This is a genomic window from Pseudomonas ogarae, assembly GCF_014268695.2.
GTDB lineage: Bacteria > Pseudomonadota > Gammaproteobacteria > Pseudomonadales > Pseudomonadaceae > Aquipseudomonas > Aquipseudomonas kilonensis.
The window spans coordinates 5036405-5052340 of sequence record NZ_CP077086.1; the positions used below are offsets into that span (position 1 = coordinate 5036405).

Sequence of the window (15936 nt, forward strand, 5' to 3'; positions counted from 1 at the left end):
TGTTTTCAATGCCCCTGTCCAACATCCGCATCATTCATCAGGACGCCGCTGTCCTGGTGGTCGACAAGCCGACCCTGTTGCTCTCCGTGCCCGGCCGGGCCGACGACAACAAGGACTGCCTGATCACCCGCCTGCAGGAAAACGGCTATCCGGAAGCGCGAATCGTGCACCGACTGGACTGGGAAACCTCCGGCATCATCCTGTTGGCCCGCGACCCGGACACTCATCGCGAACTGTCCCGGCAATTTCATGATCGCGAAACCGAAAAGGCCTACACGGCTCTGTGCTGGGGCCAACCGGAACTGGACAGCGGCAGCATCGACCTGCCCTTGCGCTATGACCCGCCGACCAAACCTCGGCATGTGGTGGACCATGAGCACGGCAAACACGCCCTGACCTTCTGGCGCGTGCTGGAACGTTGCGGCGATTGGTGCCGGGTCGAACTCACACCGATTACCGGGCGCTCGCATCAATTGCGCGTGCACATGCTGTCCATCGGTCATCCATTGCTGGGCGACGGGCTCTACGCCCACCCGCAGGCCCTTGCTGCCTGGCCGCGCCTGTGCCTGCACGCCAGCATGCTGAGCTTCACCCATCCGCAAAGCGGCGAGCGCCTGCGCTTCGAGTGCCCGGCGCCGTTCTGAAGATTCGCATGACCGCCTGTGGGAGCGAGCTTGCTCGCGATGCGGTGTGTCAGTCGATCACCCTGCTGGCTGATCTGACGCTATCGCGAGCAAGCTCGCTCCCACAGGTTGAACAACCAACAGGATGCCTCCCCATCCATCAGCAATACGGTAAACTCCCGCCCATTGCTGTCTGGAGTTTCTTATGCGCGCAGAGTTGAACCAGGGCCTGATCGACTTTCTCAAGGCCTCCCCTACCCCGTTCCACGCCACCGCCAGCCTTGCCAAGCGCCTGGAGGCGGCAGGCTATCAGCGTCTTGACGAACGCGAGACCTGGGCCACCGAGGCCAACGGTCGCTATTACGTCACGCGCAACGACTCCTCGATCATCGCCTTCAAGCTCGGCCGCAACTCCCCGTTGCACGACGGCATCCGCCTGGTCGGCGCCCACACCGACAGCCCCTGCCTGCGGGTCAAGCCGCAGCCGGAACTGCAACGCCACGGGTTCTGGCAACTGGGCGTGGAAGTCTACGGCGGCGCGTTGCTGGCGCCGTGGTTCGACCGCGACCTGTCCCTGGCCGGGCGCGTGACTTTCCGCCGCGACGGCAAGGTCGAAAGCCAGTTGATCGATTTCAAGGCGCCGATCGCCACGATCCCGAACCTGGCCATCCACCTCAATCGCGAAGCCAACCAGGGCTGGGCCATCAACCCGCAGAATGAACTGCCGCCGATCCTTGCCCAGTTCGCCGGTGACGAGCGCGTCGATTTCCGTGCCGTGCTCACCGATCAACTGGCCCGCGAACACGGCCTGAATGCCGACGTGGTGCTCGATTACGAGTTGAGCTTCTATGACACGCAAAGCGCTGCGGTCATTGGCCTGCACGGCGATTTCATTGCCGGCGCGCGCCTGGACAACCTGCTGTCGTGCTACGCCGGCCTGCAAGCCTTGCTGAACGCCGACACCGAAGAAACCTGCGTGCTGGTGTGCAACGATCACGAAGAGGTCGGCTCATGCTCGGCCTGTGGCGCCGACGGTCCGATGCTGGAACAGACCCTGCGTCGCCTGCTGCCTGAAGGTGAAGAGTTCGTCCGCACCATTCAGAAGTCCCTGCTGGTTTCGGCGGACAACGCCCACGGCGTGCATCCCAACTATGCCGACAAGCACGACGCCAACCACGGCCCCAAGCTCAACGCCGGCCCGGTGATCAAGGTCAACAGCAACCAGCGCTACGCCACCAACAGCGAAACCGCCGGGTTCTTCCGCCACCTGTGCATGGCTGAAGAAGTGCCGGTGCAGAGCTTCGTGGTGCGCAGTGACATGGGCTGCGGTTCGACCATCGGCCCGATCACCGCCAGCCAACTGGGCGTGCGTACCGTGGACATCGGCCTGCCGACCTTCGCCATGCATTCGATCCGCGAACTGTGCGGCAGCCATGACCTGGCGCATCTGGTGAAGGTGCTGAGCGCGTTCTACGCCTCTCGCGAATTGCCATAGCCGCCCCGAAGGCATGATGAACCCTGTGGGAGCAAGGCTTGCCCGCGATGAAGGCGACTCGATTTCTGGAAAGACCGAGTCGCCTTCATCGCGAGCAAGCTTTGCTCCCACACAGCTTTGCTCCCATACAGTTTTCTTCCCACACAGTGTTTGCCTCGGGAATGAGGGCGATGTGACATACATCAGCACACCCCGACAAAACCCCAACTAGACTGACCTTATCCCTCCCGACAAGGCTGTCGCCATGATCTCGATGTCTTCGTTCAACGCCATGCTGGTGCCCATCATTGCCGGCATGATCCTGCTGGCCATCGGCTTCAACTTCCGTGACAAGAACGTCGGGGTCTTTGCCATGTGGATCGGCATGTTGTTGATTCTCGCCACAGTGGTGATCAAGATCCTGAGCAAGCTCAACGAGTCGCTCTGACCCTGTCTCAGGCTGTCGGCGATTGTTCCGGCTCAGGTTGCTCCGGCACATCCACGCCGACATGGATCGCATCGTGTCGCCAGAACTCCAGGTCGCAATCGATCAGCCGCTGATGCTGGTCATAGTTGACCCGTGCAATTCGAAGCCCGGGGCTGCCCACCGAAACCTTCAACGCCGCTGCCGCTTCCGGCTGTAGAGAGGTGGGCACAATTTCAAACTTCACCCGGCCGTAGTGCAGGTCGTAATGGCGGGCGTACAGCTCGGTGATGGACTGGTTGAGGTCGAACCCCAAGATGTCCGGAAAATACTGCGGGTTCAGGTAGTGCTCGACGTACAGCACCAGCCGCTCGTCGATACGCCGCACCCGGCAGATCTGGATCACGCTGGACAACGCCGGCAACTGCAACCAGGCGCACACCGCCGCCGAAGCGGGTTGCAGGCGCGCCGAGATCACTTGGGTAGAAGGCACACGCCCCTGGGCTGCGACCATGGCGTGGAAATGGCTGCGCTGCATCAGGTTGTAGGCCAGACGCGGCGGCGAGACGAACCAACCCCGGCGCTCCTCCCGATAAATCTGCCCCTGGGCTTCGAGCTGCAACAACGCCTCACGCACGGTAATGCGCGTGGTCCCGAACAATTCACTGAGCTTGCGCTCGGCCGGCAATTTGCTGCCGGGCGCCAGCAACCCGTGGTCGAGCTGCTCTTGCAGGACCTGTCCGATGGCTGTCACCGCTTTGGTTGCATCGATGCGCATCAACGTTACCTATCTGGACTAGACCAGCACTGTTTCGGGGCAGGATCGACGGTGCATCGATCCGCTTCTGGGTCCAGCAAGCCTAGGCACTGCACATGACTGGCAGATGACAGAGCCGCCGAACGGTCGTTTTGCAAGCGTGCAAATTAACGGCCAAGTCCTTGCAGATCAGCTGTTTAACCATGGTCTACGCTTAATTCGCAGCCAACCCCCACGAGCCTGGCATTTCCCGGGAGATCCGGCACCGACATCAAAATGTCACAGGGCTCGCCTACATTGGCTCAGGTATTGCTGACCTAGACCAACACAACCGCAATCGCAGCGTTGAAAACGCCCATAGGAGCTTCGGATGAAACAGCTTTTCCTGGCATCACTGTTAGGCTCGACCATTGCCATGTGCACCGCCGCCATGGCCGCTGACACCGATCTGAAAACGTTGGAAGCCGCTGCGAAAGCGGAAGGCGCCGTGAACAGCGTCGGCATGCCCGATGACTGGGCAAACTGGAAAGGCACCTGGGACGACCTGGCCAAGCTCTACGGCCTGAAACACATCGACACCGACATGAGCTCGGCCCAGGAAATCGCCAAGTTCGCCGCCGAGAAAGACAACGCCAGCGCCGACATCGGCGACGTTGGTGCGGCGTTCGGCCCGATCGCGGTCAAGCAGGGCGTGGTCCAACCCTACAAGCCAAGTACCTGGGAACAAGTCCCTGCCTGGGCCAAGGACAAGGACGGCAACTGGGCATTGGCCTACACCGGCACCATCGCGTTCATCGTCAACAAGAAGCTGCTGCACGGCTCCGAAGTACCGACCAAGTGGGCGGACCTGAAGACCGGCAAATACAAAGTTTCCATCGGTGACGTGAGCACCGCTGCCCAAGCCGCCAACGGCGTGCTGGCCGCCGCCCTGGCCAACGGCGGCGACGAGAAGAACGTCCAGCCGGCATTGTTGATGTTCGCCGAGATCGCCAAGCAAGGGCGCCTGTCCATGGCCAACCCGACCATCGCCACGATGGAAAAAGGTGAAGTCGAAGTCGGCGTGGTCTGGGATTTCAACGGCCTGAGCTACAAGGCCAAGATGGCTAACCCGGATGACTATGTCGTGCTGATTCCGTCCGACGGCTCGGTCATCTCCGGCTACACCACCATCATCAACAAATACGCCAAGCACCCGAACGCCGCCAAGCTGGCCCGCGAGTACATCTTCAGCGACGCCGGCCAGATCAACCTGGCCAAGGGCAACGCCCGTCCGATCCGCGCCGAGCACCTGACCCTGCCGGCAGAGGTCAAGGCCAAGCTGCTGCCGAACGAGCAGTACAAAGGCGTGACCCCGATCAAGGATGCGGACGCGTGGGAGAAGACTTCCAAGGCACTGCCGCAGAAGTGGCAGGAAGAAGTGATCATCAACATGCAATAAAGGGGTAATCCCCCATTCGGATATCTGGAGAAGATTCAACTGTGGGAGCGAGCCTGCTCGCGATAGCGGCATGTCAGTCAACATCATTGTTGAAGGTCAGCCGCCATCGCGAGCAGGCTCGCTCCCACAGTGAAACCAGGTGAATCCGAGACCTCATTGACCCCTGCCCGGAGTCCCGGTACCCATGAAGCACAACGTCATCCTGGTGGTGCTCGACGGTCTCAACCATGAGGTCGCCCGGCATGCCATGGGGCATTTGCAGGCTTACGTCAGCGCAGGACGCGCGGCCCTCTACAAACTGGAATGTGAGTTGCCCGCCCTGTCCCGTCCGCTCTATGAATGCATCCTCACCGGCGTCGTGCCCATCGACAGCGGGATCGTGCACAACAGCGTCTCGCGCCTGTCGCACCAGCGCAGCATTTTCCACTACGCCACCCAGGCCGGCTTGAGTACGGCGGCCGCGGCGTATCACTGGGTCAGCGAGCTCTACAACGTTTCGCCCTTCGTGGCCGGTCGTGATCGTCACACCGACAACCCCGATTTGCCAATCCAGTACGGGCATTTCTATTGGAATGACCACTACCCCGATTCCCATCTGTTCGCCGACGCCGAACACCTGCGCTTGCGCTACCTGCCGAACTTTTTGCTGGTGCACCCGATGAATATCGACGACGCCGGCCACAAGCACGGCCTCGACACCCCGCAATACCGCAACAGCGCCCGCTCGGCCGACATCAACCTGGCGGTCTACCTGCAAGCCTGGCTCGACGCCGGTTACCAGGTACTGGTGACGTCCGACCACGGCATGAACAACGACCGCTCCCATAACGGTCTGCTGGCCGAAGAACGGGAAGTGCCGCTGTTTGTCCTGGGCAGCGGCTTCAGTTTCGATCCCGCCGCCACGCCCCGGCAGACCGAACTGTGCGGCACCATTTGCCAATTGCTCGGCGTCGACCACGACAAACCCTACTGCCAGGAGTTACTCAAGTGAACGCCATGACGCGCGGCAAATGGCTGGCAGCGTTGTGCCTGGTGCCCTTCGCGATTTTCTTCATCGTGTTCCAGATCGCCCCGCTGCTCTGGGTGCTGGTCAACAGCCTGGAATCGGAAGAGTTCGGCTGGGGCCTGGCCAACTTCAGCAAGATCTTCAGTTCCAAGTTCTACCTGCAAGCGATCCAGCACAGCCTGGAGATCAGCTTCTGGTCCAGTGTGTTCGGCATCGTCATCGCCGTGCTGGGCAGCTATTCCCTGCGCCGCGTGGATTCGCGGTTGCGCAACTTCGTCAACGCCTTTGCCAACATGACCAGCAACTTTGCCGGCGTGCCCCTGGCCTTCGCCTTCATCATTTTGCTCGGGTTCAACGGCAGCATCACGATCATGCTCAAACAGGCGGGGATCATCGAGGATTTCAACCTGTACTCGAAAACCGGCCTGATCATCCTCTACACCTACTTCCAGATCCCCCTGGGCGTGCTGCTGCTCTATCCGGCCTTCGACGCCCTGCGCGAAGACTGGCGCGAGTCCGCCGAGCTGCTGGGCGCCAACGGCTGGCAGTTCTGGCGACACATTGGTTTGCCGGTGCTGACCCCGGCGCTGCTGGGCACCTTCGTGATCCTGCTGGCCAACGCCCTCGGTGCCTACGCCACGGTCTATGCGCTGACCACCGGCAACTTCAACGTGCTGCCGATTCGCATCGCCGCCATGGTCTCTGGCGACATTTCCCTCGACCCGAACATGGCCAGTGCCCTGGCCGTGATACTGGTGGCGTTGATGACCGTGGTCACCATCGTCCATCAGTTGCTGCTCAAGAGGAGCTACCATGTCTCGCGCTGAACCGGGCTCCGTCGGGCTCTACCATCGGGTGGTGGTGTACCTGCTGTTCGCCATCCTGCTGCTGCCCCTGGCCGGCACGCTCGTCTACTCCATCGCCAGCAGTTGGTCGGCCACCGTGCTGCCCAGCGGCTTCACGTTCAAATGGTATGTGCAGTTGTGGAGCGACCCGCGTTTCCTCCACGCCTTCGGTCAATCGCTGCTGGTCTGCGTCGGTGCGCTGGTGCTCTCGGTGGTGTTGATCCTGCCGTTGCTGTTCGTGGTGCATTACCACTTCCCCAAACTCGACGCACTGATGAACATCCTCATCCTGCTGCCCTTCGCGGTGCCGCCGGTGGTGTCATCGGTGGGGCTGTTGCAACTCTACGGCTCCGGGCCGCTGGCGATGGTCGGTACGCCTTGGATCCTGATCGGCTGCTACTTCACCGTCGCCCTGCCGTTCATGTACCGGGCGATCACCAACAACCTGCAAGCCATCAACCTGCGCGACCTGATGGACGCCGCCCAACTGCTCGGCGCCAGCACCTTCCAGGCCGCGTTCCTGGTGGTGCTGCCGAACCTGCGCAAGGGCCTGATGGTGGCGCTGCTGCTGTCCTTCTCGTTCCTGTTCGGCGAATTCGTGTTTGCCAACATCCTCGTTGGCACCCGCTATGAAACCCTGCAGGTGTACCTGAACAACATGCGCAACAGCAGCGGTCACTTCACCAGTGCGCTGGTGATTTCCTACTTCCTCTTCGTACTGGTCCTGACCTGGGCGGCCAACATCTTGAGCAAGGACAAAAGCCAATGAGCTACGTCAGCGTCCAACACCTGCAAAAAAGCTACGCCGGCACGCCGGTGTTCAGCGACATCAATTGCGAGATCCGCAAGGGCGAATTCGTCACCCTCCTCGGCCCTTCCGGTTGTGGCAAGTCCACGCTGTTGCGTTGCATTGCCGGCCTGACCGCAGTGGATGCCGGCCAGATCATCCTCGACGGGCAAGACATCGTCCCGTTGAGCCCGCAGAAACGCGGCATCGGCATGGTCTTCCAGAGCTACGCCTTGTTCCCCAACATGACCGTGGAGCAGAACGTCGCCTTCGGCCTGCGCATGCAAAAAGTCGACGCCTCGGACAGCCGCCAGCGTGTGCTGGAGATTCTGCGCCTGGTGGAGCTGTATGATTTTGCCGCTCGCTACCCCCATCAACTGTCCGGCGGCCAATGCCAGCGCGTCGCCCTGGCACGCTCCCTGGTGACCCGGCCGCGCCTGTTGCTGCTGGACGAGCCGCTGTCGGCCCTGGATGCACGGATTCGCAAGCACTTGCGCGAACAGATCCGACAGATCCAGCGTGAGTTGGGCCTGACCACGATCTTCGTCACACACGACCAGGAAGAAGCCCTGACCATGTCTGACCGGATTTTCCTGATGAACCAGGGAAAGATCGTACAAAGCGGCGATGCCGAAACCCTTTACACAGCCCCCGTCGACGTCTTTGCCGCCGGTTTCATCGGCAACTACAACCTGCTGGACGCCGACAGCGCGAGCAAACTGCTGCAACGGCCGGTGAGCGGCCGTATCGCCATCCGTCCGGAAGCCATCGAGCTGAGCCGCAACGGCGAAGCCGATGCGCTGATCCGCAGCCACAGCTTGCTCGGCAACGTGATTCGCTATCGGGTCGAGGCCCGTGGCGTGGAATTGGTGGTGGATGTGCTCAATCGTTCCGCCGCCGACCTGCACCCCGATGGCGCACGGTTGTCACTTTCCATCGATCCGTCGGCGCTGTGTGAGGTAGCCTGACGGCTTTGTTGATTTTGAAACTGATTTTGAAAAGGAAAACGCGCTGATGGCCCTGGCAATTTTTGATCTGGACGAAACCCTGATCCACGGCGACTGCGCCACCCTCTGGAGCGAACAGATGGGACGCCTGGGCTGGGTTGATCCCGAGTCCTTCATGCGGCGCAACAACGAGCTGATGGACGCCTACAGCCACGGCAAGCTGCGCATGGAAGCGTACATGGACTTCAGCCTGGAGCCGATGATCGGTCGCACCCCCGAGGAGATCGAGCACCTGGTGGCGCCGTGGGTGGAAGACTTCATCGAACCGATCATCTTCAGCGACGCCACCAGGACCATCGCCGAACACCGCAAGGCCGGTGACCGGATCCTGGTGATCTCGGCCTCGGGCACGCACCTGGTCAAGCCGATTGCCGAACGCCTGGGCATCGACGAGATCCTGGCCATCGAACTTGAAGTGACCCATGGGGTATACAGCGGCCAGACCGTGGGCACCCTGACCTACCGCGAAGGCAAGATCACCCGCCTGCTGGACTGGCTGGATGCCGAGGAAGAGAACCTGGAAGGTGCAAGTTTCTATTCCGACTCGCGCAATGACCTGCCGCTGCTGCTCAAGGTCGATTACCCGCATGTGGTGAACCCGGACCCGGTATTGAAGGCCCATGCCGAATCGGCCGGGTGGCCAATCCACACCTGGAAATAAACCCCCACAGGTTTTGCCCTAGCCCAGCAGCAGCCACAGGCTCCAGCCGAGCAACAACCCACCGCAGAGACGACTGAGCCAGAGTCCCTGCGGCAGGTTTTTCTCCAGCAGGATGAAGGCACCGATCACGGCCACCCAGAGCAGGTTCATCACACCGACCACGAACAGCAGGCCCATCAGGGCCCAACAGCAGCCCACGCAGTAAGCGCCATGGGCCAGCCCCATGCGCCAGCCACCGAGCACGTCGGGGCGCCAATAGCTGAGCAGAAAATGCAGCGGCCCGCGACAATGCTCAAGGCAGACCGCCTTGCTTGGCAGCCACTGATAAACACCTGCGACCAGCAGCAGGCCGGCGCCCAGGGCGGTGCTGGTACTGCGCATCCCCGGACTGAGCAGGGCGAGCTGCTCGAGCGCCCATTGCAACGCCGTGGCGCCCAGGGCGAAACCGGCCCAGACCAGAACATAGGCGCTGCAGAACAGCAGCAGGGCCAGGTGTCGCTGTGGCGCCGGCATGCGCTTGCGCAGCATCTGCTGGTAGATCAGCAGCATGGGCAGGGCGCTGGGCAGCATCATGCCGACCATCATCACCACCCACATGGCGAACATCAGCAGCGCATCGGCCAGGCTCCAGGGCATGAGCATGCCACCCATTGCCGCATCAGCCATGCCGCCCGGCGCACTCATGTCGCTGGCCATGCGCAACAGCAGCAGCCAGGCCAGAGCGGTCAGCGCGAGCAGGCAGAGCAGGAGCAGCCACTGCTCGCCTGTCAGTCGCTTGCTCGGCGTCACCGCCTGAGGTTCTGCCATTACGGCTCTATGCCATGGCCGGTGAAGTGCACGTGGGCGAGGTGGCTATGACTGCCCTGGGATTGTAGTTTGAGGGCTGAATGCGTCTGGTAGCTGCCGCTGGCCACTTCGGCCTCAAGGAACTCGAAGCCGTTGGGCAGGGACAGCCGGACTCGATGAGGTGAGCCGTCGATCGGGCTGCGGATCGGCTCGCCACTGGCCTGCAACACGCCTGGAATGTCCAGGTGCGCCAAGCGCTGGTCGACATCGATGGAGAGGGTGATGGGCACGAACAGCGGTTCGAACGCTTCACTCATGGTGCTGCTGAACACTTGAAACACATTGGCCCCGGGGTCGCTCTCCAGTCCAGAGAGGATGGTCAGCAAGGACTGGCGTTGCGCCTCGTCGGCGCGCTCGTCGATGAACACCTGACAACTGCCGTTGCCCTCATGGATGGCGCCCGGCCAAGCGAAGGTGGCGGCCCAGCACAAACCGTCCAGCGCTACCTGATTGAAATACCCGTGTTCCACTCGCATCGACGCCACCGCCTGGCAGTGACCATGGGTCGGTGGCGCATTGAATTGACAGGGGCAGCCCCAATTGCAGTTGCAGGCAATGAATTCGACGCCCTGCATGCGCCATTCGGCGATGGCCATGATCAACCTCTTCACCTGGCGGGTGAAATGAAAGTTGCGGTTGCCCCATCCCCCATTAGTTAACGCTAGCAGGGCGCGCGCATCGGATACGGGCTGCCGACCGAAGGTCAGCTTGCCCGTGGTCGCTGGTGAGAGTTGCAAGCCACCGTCGATAGGAGGCCTTGGCTCAGCTCCCACAAGGAGTTTGGGGTGAACACCGGCTCTATGAGCCCCCGAAGTCTCATGTGGGAGCAAGGCTTGCCCGCGATGGCGGCCGTACATTCAGCATCAATGCAAACTGATCCATCGCTTTCGCGAGCAAGCTTTGCTCCCACAAGTCCGCACCCTGCTCCGGGAATCAGCTCAGGCTCTCATCGATCACCAACACCAGCTTCCCGGACACCTGGTTGGTCGCCAGCTCCGCGAACGCTGCTTCGGCGTCCTTGATGGCGAAGGTCCGGGCCAGTTGCGGGCTCAGGCGTTTGTCAGCAAACAGCGGCCACACCTGTTGGCCCAGCTCGCTGATCAGGTCGGCCTTGAATTGCTCGTCACGGCTGCGCAAGGTCGAGCCGAGCAATTGGATGCGTTTGCCCAGCACCTGGGCCAGATCGAGTTCGGTCGAGCGCCCGCCCATCAGACCGATCAACACCCAGCGGCCGTCAACTGACAAAAGTTTCACGTTGAGTTTGGCGTAGTTGCCGCCCACCGGATCGAGGATCACATCGAAGGGACCGAGGTCGTTCAGACTCTCCAGGCCGTCGGTGCGCACCACGCCGCCCTGGGCGCCCAGGGCCTCGCAATAGGCCAGCCGCTCGGTCGAACCGACACTGACCCAGCACGGGTTGCCGAAGGCCTTGCACAGCTGGATCGCGGCCGAACCGACGCCACTGGCCCCGGCGTGCAGCAGCACTTTTTCACCCGGCTTGAGCGCAGCCAGTTGGAACAGGTTCAGCCACGCCGTGCTGTAGACCTCCGGCAGCGCGGCCGCTTCGGCCAATGACAAGCCCTCCGGGACCGGCAGCACATGCCGCCCATCGACCACCGCCTCCTCAGCCATCCCACCGCCGGCCAGCAAGGCGCAAACGCGGTCGCCGACCTGCCAGGACGAGCCTGGCCCGACCTCGCTGATCACCCCGGAACACTCCAGCCCCAACACCTGGCTGGCACCGGGTGGCGGCGGGTAAAGCCCGGCTTTTTGCAGCAAATCGGCCCGATTCAGGCCGGCGGCTGCCACACGAATACGAACTTGCCCCACATCACATGCCGGGCTCGGCTCATCTGCCCATACCACTTGGCCTTCAACGCCTTGCAATGCTTTCACGGTGCCTCCATAGTGAGTCTCGACTGGGCCCGCAGCTTCAACGCCGGGCTTTCTTGCATTATGCGCCCGGGCCACATGGAACCGGCGACTTCAAAGACGGCCTAATATGCGTTATCAATTGTCCCTGCGTCGAATCAGCATGAAGCACCTGTTCCCCAGCACCGCCCTCGCGCTAGTCATTGGCCTCGGCCTGTTACCGCTGTCGAACGATACGTTCGCAGCCAACAGCTGGGACAAGCTTCAGCCCGATCGTGACGAGGTGATTGCCAGCCTTAACGTCGTCGAGTTGCTCAAGCGCCATCACTACAGCAAGCCGCCGCTCGATGATGCGCGCTCGGTCATCATCTACGACAGCTACCTGAAGCTGCTTGATCCGTCGCGCAGCTATTTCCTGGCCAGCGACATCGCTGAATTCGACAAGTGGAAAACCCAGTTCGACGACTTCCTCAAGAGCGGCGACCTCAACGCCGGGTTCACCATCTACAAGCGCTACCTGGACCGCGTGAAGGCGCGCCTGGACTACGCCCTTGCCGAGCTGAACAAAGGCGTCGACAAAATCGACTTCAACGCCAAGGAAACCTTGCTGGTCGACCGCAAGGACGCCCCTTGGCTCAAAAGCACAGCCGAACTCGATGACCTGTGGCGCAAGCGCGTCAAGGACGAAGTGCTGCGCATGAAGATCGCCGGCAAGGATCCCAAGCAGATCCAGGAAACCCTGACCAAGCGCTACAAGAACCAATTGGCTCGCCTGGACCAGACCCGTGCCGAAGACATTTTCCAGGCGTACATCAACACCTTCGCCATGTCCTACGACCCGCACACCAATTATCTGTCGCCGGATAACGCGGAAAACTTCGACATCAACATGAGCCTGTCCCTGGAAGGCATCGGTGCGGTACTGCAGAGCGACAACGACCAGGTGAAAATCGTGCGCCTGGTCCCGGCGGGCCCGGCGGACAAGACCAAACAGGTCAGCCCGGCGGACAAGATCATCGGCGTCGCCCAAGGCAACAAGGAAATGGTCGACGTGGTCGGCTGGCGCCTGGACGAAGTGGTCAAGCTGATCCGTGGTCCGAAAGGCTCGGTCGTGCGCCTGGAAGTCATCCCGGCCAGCAATGCGCCGAACGACCAGACCAGCAAGGTCGTGTCCATCACCCGTGAAGCGGTGAAGCTGGAAGAACAGGCGGCGAAGAAATCGGTCCTCAACCTCAAGCAGGATGGCAAGGACTACAAGCTCGGCATCATTGAGATCCCGGCCTTCTACCTGGATTTCAAGGCCTTCCGTGCCGGGGATCCGAACTACAAGAGCACTACCCGCGACGTCAAGAAGCTGCTGACCGAACTGCAGAAGGAAAAGGTCGACGGCGTTGTCATCGACTTGCGCAACAACGGCGGCGGCTCCCTGCAGGAGGCCACCGAGCTGACCAGCCTGTTCATCGACAAGGGCCCGACCGTGCTCGTGCGTAACGCCGATGGCCGTGTGGATGTGCTGGAAGACGAAAACCCGGGCGCGTTCTACAAGGGACCGATGGCCTTGCTGGTCAATCGCCTGTCCGCGTCGGCCTCGGAGATTTTCGCCGGTGCCATGCAGGACTACCACCGTGCGCTGATCATCGGCGGCCAGACCTTCGGCAAAGGCACCGTGCAGACCATCCAGCCGCTCAACCACGGCGAGCTGAAGCTGACCCTGGCGAAGTTCTACCGGGTTTCCGGCCAGAGCACCCAGCACCAGGGCGTGCTGCCTGACATCGATTACCCGTCGATCATCGACACCAAGGAAATCGGTGAAAGCGCCCTGCCCGAAGCCATGCCATGGGACACCATCCGGCCTGCGATCAAACCGGCCGTGGACCCGTTCAAACCGTTCCTGGCCCAACTCAAGTCCGACCACGATGCGCGCTCGTCCCAGGACGCGGAATTCGTGTTCATCCGCGACAAGCTGGCCCTGGCGCAGAAGTTGATGATGGAGAAAACCGTCACCCTCAACGAAGCCGAGCGTCGTGCGCAGCATGCCGACATCGAGACCAAGCAACTGGTCATGGAAAACCTGCGTCGCAAGGCCAAGGGCGAAGAACCGCTCAAAGAGCTGAAGAAAGAGGACGAAGACCTGATCACCGAGCCGGAGAAAACCAAGCCGGAAGACGATGCCTACCTGAGCGAGACCGGGCGGATCCTGCTGGATTACCTGAAACTCAACACGGCGATCGCCAAGCACTAAAATGATGGCCATTTAATGGTGATGCTCGTCGGAGCGTCATCAAACTGACATCAGTCTGTCGTGAAATACAGGACTGGGTGCCGCGCACCCGGTCCTTTTTTTATCGCCAGAGATTGCCATGACCACGACAGAGCAGCTGAGTGCCTTGAGTTCGATCCTGGCTCAAAGCGGTTTGCACAGCCTGTTCCAACCGATCATCTGCCTTTCCGAACGGCGCATCGTGGGTTATGAAGCCTTGACCCGCGGCCCCTCCAACAGCCCGTTGCACTCCCCCATTGCGCTGCTTTCCGTGGCCCGTCAGGCCGGCCGCCTCAGCGAATTGGAACTGGCCTGCCGCCGCAGCGCCTGCCAACGCTTCAATGAGCAAAAGTTACCGGGCAAGCTGTTTCTCAACGTCTCACCCGAATCCCTGCTCGAATCCGCGCACCAGACGGGGCGCACGCTGCAACTGCTGCAGGACCTGGGCATCGCGCCCAGCCAGGTCGTGATCGAACTGACCGAACAAACCCCCATCGATGACTTCCAGCTCCTGCAAACCGCCCTGCATCACTACCGGGCCATGGGTTTCTCGATTGCCCTGGACGACTTGGGCGCCGGTTATTCGAGCCTGCGTCTGTGGTCTGAATTGCGGCCCGATTACGTGAAGATCGACCGGCATTTCATCGACGGCATCCATCAGGACGCCCTCAAGCGCGAGTTCGTCGGCTCGATCCTGAAAATCGCCCGGGCCTCCCGCGCCCAGGTGATTGCCGAGGGAATCGAACTGCCGGAAGAACTGGCGGTGCTGATCGAAATGGGCGTCGACTTGGTCCAGGGCTATCTACTGGCCCGACCTCAAGAACAACCGTCGCGCGATGCCAAGGCGCTGATGCCCAAGCAGGACAGCGGCGTGGCGTCGCTGAACGATGAGATCAACGACCTCAGTGCGCTGCTCAACGAACAGCCGGCAGTGGCCCACAACACACCGACAGCCACCGTGCTGGAAGCGTTTCGTCGCCAGGCCAACCTCAACTCCCTGGCGGTGCTGGACAATCAGAACCAGCCTTGTGGCATCGTCCACCGCCATTCGCTCTCGGACGCCTTGCTCAAGCCCTTCGCCACCGACCTGTTCGCCCGCAAACCCATCAGCCGCTTGATGAGCGATGACTTTCTCGCGGTGGAGTTGAACCAGTCGCTGCAACAAGTCAGCCGCCTGATCACCAGCCGCGCCCGACAACGCATCGAAGAAGACTTCATCATCACCCTCAACGGCGGCTACCTGGGCCTGGGCCGGGTAATCGACGTGCTCAAGCTCATCACCGAACTGAAAATCCAGCAGGCCCGCTACGCCAACCCCCTGACTCTGCTGCCGGGCAACGTCCCGATCCAGCAATGCCTCACGCGCCTGCTGCAACAACGGCAGGAATCGGTGATCTGCTACGTGGACATCGACAGTTTCAAACCCTTCAACGACATCTACGGCTACGGCCGCGGCGACGAGGTCCTGCTGTGCCTGGCCCAATGCCTGAACGAACGCATCGACCCCAGCCGCGACTTCGTCGGCCACATCGGCGGTGACGACTTCCTGCTGGTCCTCGGCCCGGAAGACTGGCGCAGACGCCTGGACCAGCTACTCAGCGACTTCCAGACCCACTGCCGCCGCTTCTACCGCCCCGAACACCTGGAGGCGGGATGCTTTACAGCGTTGAACCGACAGGGCGTTCGGCAAGAGTTCGCGTTGTTGTCATTGTCGATTGGCGTGGTGCATCTGCGCGCCGAGGCCTGTGAGGAATTGGATGCCAGCCAGTTGGCTGAGCTGGCTTCGCAGGCCAAGCACCATGCCAAGGACATTCTGGGGGGGAGTGTGTATTTGGTGGATGGTTTGGCGGAGCGGGCGCCTGTGGTGGGGTTGGGTTTGACGGTGTAAGCGGATTCTCCATTCACCACAGCCCGAACGCCTGGCGCAAACCCTGTG

At 61.5% G+C, this 15936-nt stretch carries 15 protein-coding genes; 11 read left to right on the forward strand and 4 right to left on the reverse strand.

The features are described from left to right. Positions 1–8: 8 nt before the first annotated feature. The 3 genes from HU749_RS22110 (at position 9) to HU749_RS22120 (ending at position 2545) form a co-directional block, all read left to right on the forward strand. Entirely contained in the window at positions 9–644 is a 636-nt protein-coding gene (locus HU749_RS22110) for an RluA family pseudouridine synthase (RefSeq protein ID WP_003204542.1), read from the forward strand. Positions 645–828: 184 nt separating this feature from the next. Continuing rightward, the gene (locus HU749_RS22115) at positions 829–2118 is read left to right on the forward strand and encodes a M18 family aminopeptidase (protein ID WP_014339686.1); all 1290 of its coding nucleotides are present in this window, start codon (positions 829–831) and stop codon (positions 2116–2118) included. A 244-nt stretch (positions 2119–2362) separates the two neighbouring features. After that, the gene (locus HU749_RS22120) at positions 2363–2545 is read left to right on the forward strand and encodes a hypothetical protein (RefSeq protein WP_014339687.1); all 183 of its coding nucleotides are present in this window, start codon (positions 2363–2365) and stop codon (positions 2543–2545) included. A 7-nt stretch (positions 2546–2552) separates the two neighbouring features. Here the strand turns inward: HU749_RS22120 and HU749_RS22125 are convergent, their stop codons facing one another. Then, the gene (locus tag HU749_RS22125) at positions 2553–3299 is read right to left on the reverse strand and encodes a UTRA domain-containing protein (protein WP_018612469.1); all 747 of its coding nucleotides are present in this window, start codon (positions 3297–3299) and stop codon (positions 2553–2555) included. 349 nt (positions 3300–3648) lie between these two features. On the opposite strand from HU749_RS22125, the gene HU749_RS22130 reads away from it, so the two are divergent. The 6 genes from HU749_RS22130 (at position 3649) to HU749_RS22155 (ending at position 9022) form a co-directional block, all read left to right on the forward strand. After that, positions 3649–4716, forward strand: coding sequence for an ABC transporter substrate-binding protein (locus HU749_RS22130; protein ID WP_018612467.1), 1068 nt, complete (start codon positions 3649–3651; stop codon positions 4714–4716). Between the two features lie 184 nt (positions 4717–4900). Further along, on the forward strand, positions 4901–5707 hold the full coding sequence (locus tag HU749_RS22135; RefSeq protein WP_186652465.1) for an alkaline phosphatase family protein: 807 nt from the start codon (positions 4901–4903) through the stop codon (positions 5705–5707). A 5-nt stretch (positions 5708–5712) separates the two neighbouring features. After that, positions 5713–6549, forward strand: coding sequence for an ABC transporter permease (locus HU749_RS22140; protein WP_161798371.1), 837 nt, complete (start codon positions 5713–5715; stop codon positions 6547–6549). After that, positions 6536–7336, forward strand: a complete 801-nt coding sequence (locus HU749_RS22145; protein ID WP_018612464.1) for an ABC transporter permease — start codon at positions 6536–6538, stop codon at positions 7334–7336. Before HU749_RS22140 ends, HU749_RS22145 begins: the two co-directional genes overlap by 14 nt. Further along, positions 7333–8322, forward strand: coding sequence for an ABC transporter ATP-binding protein (locus HU749_RS22150; RefSeq protein ID WP_079305098.1), 990 nt, complete (start codon positions 7333–7335; stop codon positions 8320–8322). The genes HU749_RS22145 and HU749_RS22150 overlap by 4 nt, the downstream gene beginning before the upstream one ends. A 46-nt stretch (positions 8323–8368) precedes the next feature. Next, entirely contained in the window at positions 8369–9022 is a 654-nt protein-coding gene (locus HU749_RS22155; protein WP_079305096.1) for an HAD family hydrolase, read from the forward strand. Between the two features lie 18 nt (positions 9023–9040). Here the strand turns inward: HU749_RS22155 and HU749_RS22160 are convergent, their stop codons facing one another. The 3 genes from HU749_RS22160 to HU749_RS22170 form a co-directional block, all read right to left on the reverse strand. After that, positions 9041–9829, reverse strand: coding sequence for a DUF2182 domain-containing protein (locus HU749_RS22160; protein WP_186652464.1), 789 nt, complete (start codon positions 9827–9829; stop codon positions 9041–9043). Next, positions 9829–10464: a DUF1326 domain-containing protein gene (locus HU749_RS22165; protein WP_053189678.1), complete on the reverse strand. Its 636-nt coding sequence runs from the start codon at positions 10462–10464 to the stop codon at positions 9829–9831. The genes HU749_RS22160 and HU749_RS22165 overlap by 1 nt, the downstream gene beginning before the upstream one ends. 337 nt (positions 10465–10801) lie before the next feature. Continuing rightward, positions 10802–11764, reverse strand: a complete 963-nt coding sequence (locus HU749_RS22170) for a zinc-binding dehydrogenase (protein WP_079305090.1) — start codon at positions 11762–11764, stop codon at positions 10802–10804. 139 nt (positions 11765–11903) lie between these two features. On the opposite strand from HU749_RS22170, the gene HU749_RS22175 reads away from it, so the two are divergent. Continuing rightward, positions 11904–13982, forward strand: coding sequence for a carboxy terminal-processing peptidase (locus HU749_RS22175; RefSeq protein WP_167310222.1), 2079 nt, complete (start codon positions 11904–11906; stop codon positions 13980–13982). Positions 13983–14100: 118 nt separating this feature from the next. Further along, complete coding sequence (locus HU749_RS22180) at positions 14101–15888, forward strand: bifunctional diguanylate cyclase/phosphodiesterase (RefSeq protein WP_186652463.1); 1788 nt, start codon at positions 14101–14103, stop codon at positions 15886–15888. The last annotated feature ends 48 nt before the right edge of the window (positions 15889–15936 follow it).

Excerpts from the sequence above, each read along its gene's own strand:
- HU749_RS22110 (WP_003204542.1), top strand. The coding sequence starts at position 9 with ATGCCCCTGTCCAACATCCGCATCATTCATCAGGACGCCGCTGTCCTG.
- HU749_RS22115 (WP_014339686.1), top strand. The coding sequence starts at position 829 with ATGCGCGCAGAGTTGAACCAGGGCCTGATCGACTTTCTCAAGGCCTCC.
- HU749_RS22120 (WP_014339687.1), top strand. The coding sequence starts at position 2,363 with ATGATCTCGATGTCTTCGTTCAACGCCATGCTGGTGCCCATCATTGCC.
- HU749_RS22125 (WP_018612469.1), bottom strand. The coding sequence starts at position 3,299 with ATGCGCATCGATGCAACCAAAGCGGTGACAGCCATCGGACAGGTCCTG.
- HU749_RS22130 (WP_018612467.1), top strand. The coding sequence starts at position 3,649 with ATGAAACAGCTTTTCCTGGCATCACTGTTAGGCTCGACCATTGCCATG.
- HU749_RS22135 (WP_186652465.1), top strand. The coding sequence starts at position 4,901 with ATGAAGCACAACGTCATCCTGGTGGTGCTCGACGGTCTCAACCATGAG.
- HU749_RS22140 (WP_161798371.1), top strand. The coding sequence starts at position 5,713 with ATGACGCGCGGCAAATGGCTGGCAGCGTTGTGCCTGGTGCCCTTCGCG.
- HU749_RS22145 (WP_018612464.1), top strand. The coding sequence starts at position 6,536 with ATGTCTCGCGCTGAACCGGGCTCCGTCGGGCTCTACCATCGGGTGGTG.
- HU749_RS22150 (WP_079305098.1), top strand. The coding sequence starts at position 7,333 with ATGAGCTACGTCAGCGTCCAACACCTGCAAAAAAGCTACGCCGGCACG.
- HU749_RS22155 (WP_079305096.1), top strand. The coding sequence starts at position 8,369 with ATGGCCCTGGCAATTTTTGATCTGGACGAAACCCTGATCCACGGCGAC.
- HU749_RS22160 (WP_186652464.1), bottom strand. The coding sequence starts at position 9,829 with ATGGCAGAACCTCAGGCGGTGACGCCGAGCAAGCGACTGACAGGCGAG.
- HU749_RS22165 (WP_053189678.1), bottom strand. The coding sequence starts at position 10,464 with ATGGCCATCGCCGAATGGCGCATGCAGGGCGTCGAATTCATTGCCTGC.
- HU749_RS22175 (WP_167310222.1), top strand. The coding sequence starts at position 11,904 with ATGAAGCACCTGTTCCCCAGCACCGCCCTCGCGCTAGTCATTGGCCTC.
- HU749_RS22180 (WP_186652463.1), top strand. The coding sequence starts at position 14,101 with ATGACCACGACAGAGCAGCTGAGTGCCTTGAGTTCGATCCTGGCTCAA.